At 64.9% G+C, this 12,424-nt stretch carries 8 protein-coding genes; all 8 read left to right on the top strand.

Annotated elements, in window-relative coordinates; genetic code table 11:
• The first annotated feature begins 175 nt into the window (after positions 1-175).
• The 8 genes from ACFC1I_RS03225 (at position 176) to ACFC1I_RS03190 (ending at position 12,423) form a co-directional block, all read left to right on the top strand.
• Positions 176-850 (top strand): helix-turn-helix domain-containing protein, encoded by a 675-nt coding sequence (locus ACFC1I_RS03225; protein WP_376006419.1) that lies wholly within the window; start codon positions 176-178, stop codon positions 848-850.
• A gap of 90 nt (positions 851-940) precedes the next feature.
• Positions 941-1,456: a hypothetical protein gene (locus ACFC1I_RS03220; RefSeq protein WP_376006418.1), complete on the top strand. Its 516-nt coding sequence runs from the start codon at positions 941-943 to the stop codon at positions 1,454-1,456.
• Positions 1,456-2,412, top strand: a complete 957-nt coding sequence (locus tag ACFC1I_RS03215) for a hypothetical protein (RefSeq protein ID WP_376006417.1) — start codon at positions 1,456-1,458, stop codon at positions 2,410-2,412. Before ACFC1I_RS03220 ends, ACFC1I_RS03215 begins: the two co-directional genes overlap by 1 nt.
• On the top strand, positions 2,409-3,521 hold the full coding sequence (locus ACFC1I_RS03210) for an alpha/beta hydrolase family protein (protein ID WP_376006416.1): 1,113 nt from the start codon (positions 2,409-2,411) through the stop codon (positions 3,519-3,521). Before ACFC1I_RS03215 ends, ACFC1I_RS03210 begins: the two co-directional genes overlap by 4 nt.
• A 327-nt stretch (positions 3,522-3,848) precedes the next feature.
• Positions 3,849-5,171 (top strand): hypothetical protein, encoded by a 1,323-nt coding sequence (locus ACFC1I_RS03205; RefSeq protein WP_376006415.1) that lies wholly within the window; start codon positions 3,849-3,851, stop codon positions 5,169-5,171.
• Between the two features lie 320 nt (positions 5,172-5,491).
• On the top strand, positions 5,492-8,968 hold the full coding sequence (gene mobF, locus ACFC1I_RS03200; RefSeq protein WP_376006414.1) for a MobF family relaxase: 3,477 nt from the start codon (positions 5,492-5,494) through the stop codon (positions 8,966-8,968).
• An 81-nt stretch (positions 8,969-9,049) separates the two neighbouring features.
• Positions 9,050-9,400, top strand: a complete 351-nt coding sequence (locus tag ACFC1I_RS03195; RefSeq protein WP_376006413.1) for a sulfate permease — start codon at positions 9,050-9,052, stop codon at positions 9,398-9,400.
• Positions 9,401-9,969: 569 nt separating this feature from the next.
• Entirely contained in the window at positions 9,970-12,423 is a 2,454-nt protein-coding gene (locus ACFC1I_RS03190) for an N-6 DNA methylase (protein WP_376006412.1), read from the top strand.
• Position 12,424 lies beyond the last annotated feature (1 nt).

The following is a 12,424-nucleotide window of genomic DNA, read 5'->3' as shown; positions in this document are numbered from 1 at the left end:
GGCGGCGGCTTTCATAAGCAGGAGGTGCGCGTGGCTCCACCGTCGAGGTCGTCAATCAGCTGGCGGCAAGCGGGGGAGTGCGCAAGAATCGTGTGCGTACATAGGAGCAAGATACGCCGGATGTGCTGAAATAGATAGCAAACGAGCGTGTTGTGCGTAGCGATAACCTGTCGTCGTGGGTAGACGTTCCCAGGGCGAGGCCGGCGCGTGGTCGATGGACCTCGTGCGAGCGATTTCGACGCTTCGTGATGCTGCCGGGATGACGAATCAGGAGCTGATCGAGCGCTCCGAAATGTCGGCGAGCTACTTCTACGGTCGTTTGCGGGGCGCGGCGCCGTTCGATGCGAACGACATCGAGAAGCTCGCCCAGGCTCTGGGAACCCATCCGCACGAGATCTCGCGTGTCGCAGCATCCATCGGCGACGCTCGAGAGATCGAGCCCATCGTCGACACCGACTCCAAGGAGTTGGGTCGCCGACTGACCGCGGCATCGCAGGCGCCTCGCCTGGACGGATCCGAGTTCGAGGTCGACGGTCTCATCAGTGAACTCGCCGAACGAGGCGTCTCGCTGGACCGCGATGAGTGGTCGACTCTGCTTGCGGGGGACTCCAGCGCACCTATTCGTGTGAGAGTGCTCGAAGGCGTCGGCGCGTACGCTGGGGTCCCCACGGCGTACCTCCTCGACCTGGATGATGCTGCCGCGGTCGAAGCCGCAGAGGCGAACTTCGAATTCCGCGAGGCGCTGAAGGCATCCGGAGCGGACTCGGTGTCAGCGCGCGCAGTCGGCGAGATCTCGCCGGCCGCGCTGCGCGCGATCGCACAGACCCTCAGGTCGATCTCTGCGCATTAGCGCATTCACCTGACCTCCACTGCGCATCGGCGTACAGTGGGACCATTCGAGCGATCGCTGTGCCGAGATCGTGATCGGAGGTCGGGCATCATGAGCTACCGCGCTTCTCGAGATCATGAAGAGTTGCGCGCCCACGCCGAGGCGCAACTCGAACGCCTCGACCTCCCCAATGACGTCGAACTGGAAGACATCGTCAGACAGGTCGCCAAGGCCACCGGCAAGCGGATCGACGTCGAGCCCGTCGGCGATCGCGACTGGGAGAACATCACCGGGCTGGTCCTGTTGACCGCCGACTCTGCCAAGATCCTCGTGCGCAAGTCCGACCCACGTTGGTACCAGTTCCACACGGTGCTGCACGAACTGTCGCACGTCGTGTTCGAGCACACCGGCTGCACGACACTGCCCGTCAAGCATCCTGGATCTCGCCACGTCCGCGCGGGCCAGACCGTGCTCGCGCGAGGAATCGTCACTGCGGACTTCGAACTCGACCTCGACTTCGCCGACACCGAACTCGTTATGGAAGCTGAGGCCGAGAAGCTGTCGCAGATGTTGTCGCGGCTCCTCCTTCAACCTCGCCACGGGCATGACGAGGCGGTGTTCGGCTGATGACGCTCAGCATCGAAGCCGTCGCGTTCCTCGCGCTGCTGGTGCTCACTCTGATCCGGTTGCCGTCGGCTATTCGAGAGCCGTCAAGCCGGCTGACCTGGCTCGCCACCATCACGGGGCTCGCAGCCGTATTCATGGTCGGAGTCGTCATCCCCCTGCCGATCATCGACGGCTGGCTCGGCGGAACGAACGTCGCCAACCTCATCCAGAACATCCTCGCGACGACGGCATTCTGGTTCGTCATGCAGGCGGCGCTGACGCTCGACGGGAGCAGGTTCAACCCGCGCAGCCTCTGGGAACTGCCCGCGATGTACCTCTCCTTCACCATCCCATTTCTTCTGATCGCCGATCGCGGACCGACAACGGACGAGTTCATCAAGGAGACGGCAGATCAGTTCGGCCTGTGGGCCTACGCATCGCTCTACATGGGATGCGTCGTCCTGATCATGATCCGGATGCTGCGCGGTATCCGCGGGCGCAAGCCGCGGCCGTACATCCTCATCCGCATCGGTGCCTGGGCGATCCTCGCGGCGAGTCTCATCGAGATTGTCTACCTCACCCTCCGTGTCGCAGGCCTGGGGCGGGCGCCGTCGGTGGAAACGGTCGGCGCGCTGTTCACGATTCCGTTCTACGGCGGTGTCGTTCTGGTGTGCGCCGGGATCATCTGGTTCGCGATCGCCCGCGCGGGCCGCAGATCAATGAACGCGACACTCGGACGGCTCCTCGCCAAGGCGAGCATCGACCGCGGGATGATCGTTAAGCCCATTCCTGACGAGGATCCTGTGCACGAGACATACCGACTGGCCGTTCGACTGACCGACGTCGCCAACAGCCAGGAACTAACCAAGCGCGAGCGGGTTCTGCTTCGCGCTGCGACCGAGATGCTCGATCGGCAGATGCGAGCGCCGGCTGTGGTTCGGATGTCGAGCGCTGCGGGGGCGGTGAGCCCACCTTGAAGATAGTCGGCATCGGTGCCGCGATCCTTGGTGTGCTCGCAACTGCTGTCGCGTTGCTGATCCGGATGCTGGCCCGTCGCGTTGTGGGCGTTGAACCGCGTCGCAAGACGATCACCGTGCGTCGTGTCGGCGACACGATCGAACTTCCACGGAGCGATCTCACCGTCGTCAACGGGAACTACGGCCTCTGGTTTGGGGATCGATTCGAGCACCATGCGCTGATCGGGCCTGTGGTGTCGTCGGATGGCGATCGCGTCACCCGACGCATCCTCAAGACCACCGCGCCAATCAGCACGGAGCCATTCGAAGCTCAGTGGACCGGTCACACCATGAGCGGGCCTGCTGAGATCGATCCCGACTGGGAGGACGTGACGGTGCCGTTGCGCGACGGCACTTCGGCGCCTGCATGGCTCTTCCGGGGTACCTCCCTCGAGGCCCCGTGGGTGATCCATGTGCAAGGAATCCGAACCTCCCGACTCGTAACGCTGCGCTCCGTCGATGTGGCGCAGGATGCCGGGCTGACTTCGCTCGCCATCACATATCGCGGTTCCGGGGATGGGCCGTCGGCGTCCGCCTCGACGCTCGGGCAGCGCGAGTGGATGGACCTGGCCGACGCAATCGCGTACGCACGTTCCCGCGGAGCTACGTCCGTGCGCGTGGTTGCGTGGTCGATGGGCGCGGGGCTAGCCCTCGAGTTGCTGCGCCACGTACCAAGGGCGTTCGATCAACTCGCGCTCATCGCGCCCGCTACAGATTGGCGAGCGACCATCCAGCACGCTGTGAATCGGGCGAATCTGCCAAGCGCTGTCGGTCCGGTGTTGGTGCGGGCGCTCGGTGCGGGCGTCGCAACTCGACTGATCGGGCTACCAGTGCCGCTTGACTTCAACAGGCTCAACTGGGGCCGCGACTTCAGAATGAACGTGCCGGCACTCATAATCCACTCGACAGGGGATTTGGAGATCCCGTTCGAGCTGACTCGAGCGTTCGTCTCTTCGCACCCCAATGCCACGCTTGTTGAGACCTCGCCTGCGTCGCACGGCTGGGAGGCAAACGTGGACTCCGAGGTCTTCAGATCAGCTCTAACTACGTGGCTTGCCGTGGGCAGCTAGGGTGAGAATAGCGATCACCTTCCCGGCTTCGATGCGACCCATGGCCACGGGACACGGGTGACTCTCCTCGTAGCCGGCATCGATCGGTCGCTCAGGCAGATTTGACTGGCCTCAAGCGGCTGTGCACCGAGGCTGGCAAAATCGCCGCCGAAAGCGCCAGCGTCTGCCAGGATGTGCTCATGTCCCGAACGAAGGCACAACTCGGGGTGTCGAGTGTCTGACGTGCCTGGGTCGAAGTGGCGTCGACGCGCCCTTGCACGCAATCCGGATACTCCACCGAGCACGCTATCTCGACTCGCCCGAGAGACGGGAAGCGTTCGAGTCGCAGTGTCGAGCAATCCCGCGACACCGCTCGGCACGCTCGTCGTGCTTTCGCATGACCTTGATCCACGGGTACGGGAGGGCGTGGGCAGGAATCCCAATGCGCCGTTGCCGACGCTGGTCGTGCTTCTTCGAGATTCCTCGAGTTCGGTGCGAATGGCCGCAGAACGTCACCCAGAGGTTGCCGCGAACGTCCATTCGCTACGTGCGCCGGAAAGGCGACCTGCTGACATCCCATTGAACGGTGACGACGCGCTACGCGCGCTTCTGTTTGATGGCGGTTCGGCCTTCGCGGAGGCACACAAGCGCCGGACATTCGATAGCCCCTGTGACCCAGTTGCCCTCGCTGTGCTTGCTCACGCGCAACATCCTCACGTGCTCCATGCGATTGCGACATGCCGATCGGCGAAGTCCGAAACTCTCGATCTGATCGCACACTACTCCAGTGAAGCCGTGCTTGAGGCGTTGGCCGACAATCCACGAACATCGCCTGCAACACTTGCCCAGCTTGTCCGTCGAGGGGCCCTTGGCTCCGCTGGCCTCTTGCCAGTCCTACTTGCCGAGAACCGGAACACCCCCGTCGAATCCCTAATCGCGTTGTCGAATGCACGAAATCCATCAGCGAGGCGTGCAGTTGCTATGAACCCCTCAACGCCCGATGAGATCCTCGCGCACCTCGCCAGTGATTCTGTCGTGGATGTCGTGAAGGAGGTTGTCGCGAACGAACAGACACGGCCCGGCGTGCTTGCTACTGTCGCCCAGCGGCTCATCTCGGTCTGGGGGACGTCAACGTATCCAGAATCTATGCTCGCAATGCCGGAGGTCGCGACCCAGAACCACGGGTCAGGCATTGCATCGACGACGTTGCTTCCCCGCTATCCGAGCTCCCCAGGCGAGATTCTCGAGCGCCTCGCCCGAAACCCGCGCGCGCCCGATACCACGCTTCGAGCGATTGCCGACGGACGACTGTACAGGCAAACAGTTGCGGGCAATGCTGCTGCACCGCCCGATCTGCTAGCTCGAATGTTGGAGGAAGCCCGTCCCTGGGGGTATGACGACGATGGCTACGTCGTAGACGACACCGGGCTCGTTCTGGCGATCATTCAGAACCCGCGGACCTCACCGTCCACCCTGAGTCGCGTCATGAATACGCGCGCGGGGCGGGGCCCGAACGAGTATCACATTGCCCTCGCAGAGAATCCGGCAACGCCAATCGCGATACTGCGTGAATTGGCGGGCAGTACGAATCCCTACGTCCGCGAAGCCGTGGCGCGCAACGTCAGTTCGACGGACGAGATCCTCCACAAGGTACGTTCTCAGCATTGGTAACCGATCGGGTGCCGCCCCAAGCGGCGATCGCCCATCGGGAAGTACGCGGTGCTCCCAGCCTGGGCTGAGGGCTGAGTCGTCCTGTTCCGATCGTTCCGGCTCGAGGCCGAGTCCGCTGACAAGACGGCACGACCGCGCAACGAACGATCGCGCTGAACGATGTCTCACCACTCCTCTCGCGTCACAAGTCTGCGGCAGGCCGCTTCGGCATCAGCGGCCACACGTCTTGCAGATCGAGGGCGGGCCCACTGACGCGGGCCCGGCTGCACCACCTCTCTGACAGAGAGAGGCGGTGCCGGGTGTCGGTGTCGATGCGGGTCATGAGCGCGGGGGATGGGTACAAGTACCTCCTTCGCACCGTGGCTGCCGCTGACGGCGCCCGACCACTCTCCACCCCGCTGACCCGCTACTACGCCGAGGCCGGCACACCGCCGGGTCGCTGGCTCGGGAGCGGTCTGCCAGCTCTGGCCGACGGTCGAATCGACGCGGGATCGAGGGTGTCCGAGGCCCAGCTCGAGCTGCTCCTTGGGATGGGGCGCGAACCCGGGACGGGCGCACCGCTCGGTCGGGCCTATCCCGTGTACGCGGCATCCGATGCGACCCCCGACCGCCCGAGCCCAGACACCCCAGCGCTGACCTACCGCCGCGCGGTCGCCGGCTACGACTTCACCTTCTCGCTGCCGAAGTCGGCATCGGTCCTCTGGGCCGTCGCTGATGCCAATACTCAGGCCACGATCGCCGCCGCGCATCACAAGGCGATCGATGACGTGCTCGCCTTCATGGAGCGTGAGCTCGCCGCGACACGAGCTGGCGAAGCGGGCCATGACGGAGCCGTTGCGCAGGTAGAGGTCCACGGACTCATCGCCGCCGCGTTCGATCACTTCGACTCCCGCGCGGGCGATCCGCAACTGCACACGCACCTCGTGGTGAGCAACAAGGTCCGCACGGTGTTCGACGGCAAGTGGCGGTCACTCGACGGACGGCCGCTGCACGCGGCGACGGTTGCGCTGTCCGAGCTGCACACGGCCGTGTTCGCTGACCACCTGTCGCGTGCGCTCGGCGTGCAATGGGAGCGGCGCGAGCGCGAAGCCGACCGCAACCCGGTCTGGGCGGTCGCCACCGTTCCCGAGCAGCTCGTCACCGAGTTCTCGTCCCGCTCGCGTCACATCGACGTCGAGAAGGACCGGCTCATCGACGAGTACATCGCCGCGCACGGCCGTGCGCCGACGAAGGTGACGATCATCCGGCTGCGCCAGCAGGCGACGCTCGCGACCCGTCCCGAGAAGCAACTCCGCTCGCTCGCCGACCTCACCTACGAGTGGCGCACCCGCGCCACTCGACTGCTCGGCCGCGACGCGACCGCCTGGACGCGCACCGCAGTGAATCACCGTGACACCCCGCGGCCGCTGCGCGCCGAGGACATCAAGCGCAGCATCCTGAACCAGCTCGCAGCGCGTGTCGTCGAAGCCGCGAGCGAGCGTCGCTCGACATGGACTCGCTGGAACCTCTACGCCGAGGCCTCGCGGCAGACGATGGGTTGGCGCTTCGCCGCGACCGAGGATCGCGAGGAAATCGTCGGCATGATCACGGATGCTGCGGAGCGGCGCTCCACGCGACTCACGCCACCCGAGCTCGCGGTCTCGCCCGCGGAGTTCCGACGCGCCGATGAGACGAGCGTTTTCCGGCCGCGCAACTCCGCGCGCTACTCATCGATTGCGCTGCTGGATGCGGAGGAGCGACTGCTCGCAGCGTCGCACGCGACTGATGCGCCGGTGGTCAGCGCTGCAACTCTCGAGCGTGCCGAGCGGGCTCGCCGCAATCACGGGATCGTGCTCGGGGAGGATCAGCGCGCGGCGCTCCACTCGATCGCAACCTCCGCGCGCTCACTCGATGTGCTGATCGGCCCGGCCGGTGCGGGCAAGACGACCGCGATGCACGCGTTGCGCCTCGCGTGGGAGCACGAGCACGGACGCGGTTCGGTCATCGGGCTCGCGCCGTCGGCAGCGGCCGCGCGCGAACTCGCCGAAGACCTCGGCATCGCCACCGAGAACACCGCCAAGTGGCTACACGAGCACAGTCAAGGCCGCGCGGCGGTCCGCGCATCACAGCTCGTCATCATCGACGAGGCATCCCTCGCCGGCACCCTCACTCTCGATCACATCAGCACGCTGGCGACGCAGGCGGGCGCGAAGGTTCTCCTGGTGGGGGACTGGGCGCAGCTGCAATCGGTCGACGCCGGCGGGGCGTTCCGGATGCTCGTCGAAGCCCGCTCCGATGCTCCTGAACTCGCCGACGTGCACCGCTTCCGCAATGCCTGGGAGAAAGAGGCATCCCTCGACCTGCGTAACGGGCGACTGCAAGCCCTCGATACGTACGGCGCGCACGACCGGATCGTCGGCGGAGACGCCGACGCGATGGCTAATGCGGCGTACAGCGCGTGGCACCAAGACATCGCCTCCGGCATGTCGTCGGTTCTCGTCGCCGAGACGGGCGAGGCGGTCGCGACGCTCAATCGACGGGCGCGCGCCGAGCTGATCCTCAGCGGGGTCGTGGATGCCTCGGCCGAAGCGTCCCTGCGCGATGAGTCCGCAGCATCCGTCGGTGATGTCGTCATCACTCGCAAGAACGACCGTCGCCTGCGCTCTGGACGCGACTGGGTACGCAACGGCGGGCGATGGAAGGTCGTCGCGGTTCGTCGCGACGGCGCGCTGCGCGTGCAGAACACCGACCGCGCCGGCGCCCGACCGATCACGCTGCCTGCCGAGTACGTGGCCGAGAACGTCGATCTCGGCTATGCGGTGACCGCCTACCGCGCGCAGGGGATCACGACCGACACCGCGCACGCCGTCGTCGAGCCCGGAACGACGCGCGAGAACCTGTACGTCGCGATGACGCGAGGGAGAGCCTCGAACACGGCGTATGTGGTCGTGTCGCGCCCTGACGACAATCACTCCGCTCGGCATCCCGGTGAGCGCCCGGACGCCACGGCCCGCGACATCCTCGCAGGCGTGCTCGGCCACATCGGCGCCGAACTGTCGGCACACGAGACGATCGCCGCCGAGCAGGAGGCCTGGGGATCGATCGCGCAGCTCGCCGCCGAATACGACACGATCGCGGCCTCCGCCCAACGGCCACGGTGGACTCGCCTCGTTCACGCGTGTGGGCTACCCGCCGAACTGGCCGAAGCGGCGATCGAGTCGGACGCCTTCGGGGCGCTGAGCGCGGGCCTTCGGCGCGCCGAGGCGCTCGGCCACAACGTCGAGACGCTTCTGCCGCGCATCGTCGCCGCGCGTGGATTGGAAGATGCTCAGGATGCCGCGGCCGTGCTCCACGAGCGCCTTGAGCGCGTCCTTGCTCAGCGCTCGAGCGGCAGCTCGCAGGGGAGTGGACGCCGGCTCGTCGCCGGCCTCCTCCCAACGGCGATGGGGGAGATGGATGCCGAGGAGCGGCGTGCCCTCGACGAACGAGCACACCTCATCGAGGAGCGGGCGTCGGTGCTCGTCGAGACGGCGCTCGCGGCACGGTCGAGGTGGATCGCGTCGCTTGGACGCGTCCCGGTCGATCCAACGCGAGCAAGTGCTTGGCGGCATCAGGCGCGCATCGTCGCCGCCTATCGTGACCGGTACGGCGTTTTCGAGGATGACGCGCTCGGCGCACCCGCGACGTCACCGAACCAGCGAATGGATGCCGCGGCCGCAGGCGTCGCGCGGGATCGCGCGAATTGGCTGACGCGGGCGGATGCTCCTACACAGCCGCGTCGGGCCCCCAGCCGCGCGGGGGCTGTCCACAGCCTGTAGCGGGTGCTCCTATCGACGCCGGAGGGCCGGGCGTAGCCTGAGCGCAACCGCAAGCCCCAGGCCTGAAGGAGAGGCTGGCCGATGTTTCAACTGCTGATCGCTTTCGTGAGCCGCACCTACGCGTTCTTCCAGCGGACCATGCCGACAAACATGATCATCCGCGCAACCCACACGCGCCGGGGCCTTAAGTGGGGCGCGCCAGCGATGCTTCTTGCGGTCGTCTACATCGTGATCGCGGCTGCGCTCGCGCAGTGGGTCGCCAGCGGTGCGCCGGGTTGGATCAATCTGCTCGTGCTGGTGTGCCTGTGGAACTCGCTGAAGTTCGTGGTGAACGGGCCGGTCACGCTCGTGCGGCTGGTGCGCGTGCGGGCGGTTGAGCGACGAAATCGGGACGTCGGAGTGAAAGCGAACGAATCGCTTCCAGTCCGCTGAGGCAACGACCCCAACGCGGTGGAGCCGATTTGACGTCGCAGGCTCGATAGCCGCGCGCTCATCGTCTATCTGATCGCATTCGTCATTCTGGCGGAAACGGCGCACGCCCGGTGAGAACGGCGCGGGCCATCCCGTGAGCCCCTCCGGGGAGCGCGTTACGTTCGCGCAAGAAGCTGCCTGCCGGCGGAAGGCGGTGGCACGTCGGCAGGATTTCGTGTGCGTTGGGTCACGATGGCTCGTGCAGTCTTCTGAAGTCCTTCCCGAGGATGCGCCGGATGCGCCGGACCCGCGGCTCGAACGCGAATCGAGACTGAAGGACATGCAGATTCCGATTGTCGTGCCCGTCCCGCAGACATCGGCGGCTCCCGCTACACGCCACCCCCGCCGCTTCCGAAGTGGTGTCGCTCTCGATCACTAGTCTGAGAGCGATGCCCTGGGGGACATCACCAACGATCGCGCGCATATGCGCAGAAGGAACTTCCAAGAATGACTCACGCCACACCCCGACACACCAATCGCTGCGCGCTACCGAAGAGTGCTGCTGCGCGGTCGAGGGCGGTGGCTTGGTAGTGGCCCTCAAGAAGTCGGACCTCTACAGCTCCCTCTGGAGCAGCGCTGACGAGCTTCGTGGCGGCATGGACGCCAGCCAGTACAAGGACTACGTGCTGACGCTCCTCTTCGTGAAGTACGTCTCAGACAAGGCGAAGGCAGACCCTTACAGTCTGATCACCGTACCGGAGGGGGGCTCCTTCGACGACCTCGTGAAGCTCAAGGGCAAGGCCGAGATCGGTGACTTCGTCAACAAGGCGATCTACAAGCTGGCCGAAGCCAACGACCTTGTGGACGTGCTCAAGAGTGCTGACTTCGACGACAAGACGAAGCTGGGCGACGGTAAGGAACTCGTCGATCGCGTCTCGAACCTGATCGGCATCTTCCAGGACTTGGACTTCTCGGGCTCCAAGGCTGAGGGCGACGATCTTCTTGGGGATGCCTACGAGTACCTCATGCGCCACTTCGCGACCGAGTCTGGAAAGAGCAAGGGGCAGTTCTACACGCCCGCCGAGGTCTCGCGCGTGATGGCGCAGCTCCTCGAGATTCCCGCGAACACCCCAAAGTCCACCACCGTGTACGACCCGACCTGTGGATCCGGGTCGCTCCTCATCAAGGTGGCTGATGCCTCCCCGAACGGACTGTCCATTTATGGGCAGGAGAACGACGTGGCGACCTGGGCGCTTGCGCGCATGAACATGATCCTTCACGGCAACGACACCGCGACTCTGGAGCGCGGCAACACGCTCTCGAAGCCGATGTTCAAGTCAAGTGAGAAGGAGCTCCAGCGCTTCGACTACCTCGTCGCCAATCCGCCCTTCTCCGTCAAGACGTGGACCAACGGCTTCGATGCGTCATTCGGTCGCTTCGACGGCTACCCAGAGCCTCCGGCAAAGAACGGCGACTACGCGTTCCTTCTCCACATGCTGAAGTCTCTCAAAGCCACCGGTCGTGGAGCGGTAATCCTTCCGCACGGGGTGCTCTTCCGTGGAAACACCGAAGGCTCGATTCGTGAGCGACTCATCGAGCACGGCTACATTAAGGCCATCATCGGGCTGCCTGCGAACCTCTTCTATGGCACTGGCATTCCGGCGGTGATTCTCGTGCTCGACAAGGCCGGCGCCAAGGACCGCAAGGGCATCTACATGGTGGACGCGTCGAAGGGCTTTGCCAAGGATGGCCCGAAGAACCGTCTCCGCCCTCGCGACATGCACAAGCTCGTGGATGCGTACATCAAGCAGGCAGAGATCCCTGGATACTCCCGATTCGTTCCGAAGGACGTGATCAAGAGCGCGAAGAACGCCTACAACCTCAACATTCCGCGCTACATCGACTCGTCGGACCCTGAGGACATCCAAGACCTCGAAGGGCACATCAAGGGCGGCATCCCGAACCGTGACCTCGATGCGCTGCAGCCGTACTGGGATGCGTTCCCCTCCCTACGCGCGACGCTGTTCCGCCCGCTTCGCGACGGCTACTCGGAGCTGGAGATCGAGCAAGCCGCGATCCCGGCAGCCGTCACGGCATCGGCTGAATACCAAGGCTTCACCAGCGGCACCGCCGATGCAGTGACCGAATGGTGGTCGGGCAGTCGTGCGGCACTTGAAGCGATCTCGAAAACGACACTGCCGAACGATCTGATCTTTGACATCTCCGAACGCCTCCTTAGCGTGATCAGGAACCGCCCGTTGCTCGACGAGTACGGCGTCTACGAGCAGCTGATGAGCTACTGGAATGACTCCATGCACGACGACGTCGCGCTCATCGCCGCCGAGGGTTGGGAAGCGGCAAGCCGTCCGCGTCCAGCCCGCACCTGGAAGGACAAGAACGGTAAGACCAAGTACGAGGATGCGAATCTCGCCTTTGGTACTGGCACCAAGGCCGCGCGTTGGGTGATGGATCTCATTCCGCCCGAGCTGATCGTCGGGCGATATTTTGCGACCGAGAAGCAGGAGCTCGACGAGCTTGTCGCCGCGCAGGAAGCTGCGTCCCAGGCAGTTGCGGAGTTCGTCGAGGAAAACGCTGTCGAGGAGGGGTTGCTCTGGGATGCGGCTGACGAAGACGGCAAAGTATCTGCGGCTCTGGCGAAGACGCGCCTGAGGGATGCGCGCGCTGAAGGCGCAACGAAGGACGAGCTCGACGCTCTGGGGGCGGTCATCACGCTATACAACGCGGAAGCGACGGCGAAGCGGAAGGTGAAGGACGCGGTTCTAAAGCTTGACCAAGTCACACTCGCTCAGTATGCCAAGCTCGCTCAGCCGGATGTCCGACTGCTCGTTATCGAGGACAAGTGGGGGAAGGAGGTCGAGCGGCGTGTTCAGTCCGAGATCGCAAAGCTGCGCCACGTGTTCGTTACCCGACTAGAGGAACTCGCTTCGCGGTACGCCGCAACGGTGGCGGACCTTGAGTCGGAAGTCGACAGACTTGCGACGGCGGTTGCGACTCATTTGCAGGGGCTTGGAGTGTCGGCGTGAC

It is taken from the genome of Microbacterium sp. NPDC056044, assembly GCF_042267145.1.
Lineage (GTDB): Bacteria > Actinomycetota > Actinomycetes > Actinomycetales > Microbacteriaceae > Microbacterium.
The sequence above is the reverse complement of the archived record's forward strand: the minus strand, read 5'-3'. Positions and strand labels throughout refer to the sequence as shown.

Excerpts from the sequence above, each read along its gene's own strand:
- ACFC1I_RS03215 (WP_376006417.1), top strand. The coding sequence starts at position 1,456 with ATGACGCTCAGCATCGAAGCCGTCGCGTTCCTCGCGCTGCTGGTGCTC.
- mobF (WP_376006414.1), top strand. The coding sequence starts at position 5,492 with ATGAGCGCGGGGGATGGGTACAAGTACCTCCTTCGCACCGTGGCTGCC.
- ACFC1I_RS03195 (WP_376006413.1), top strand. The coding sequence starts at position 9,050 with ATGTTTCAACTGCTGATCGCTTTCGTGAGCCGCACCTACGCGTTCTTC.
- ACFC1I_RS03220 (WP_376006418.1), top strand. The coding sequence starts at position 941 with ATGAGCTACCGCGCTTCTCGAGATCATGAAGAGTTGCGCGCCCACGCC.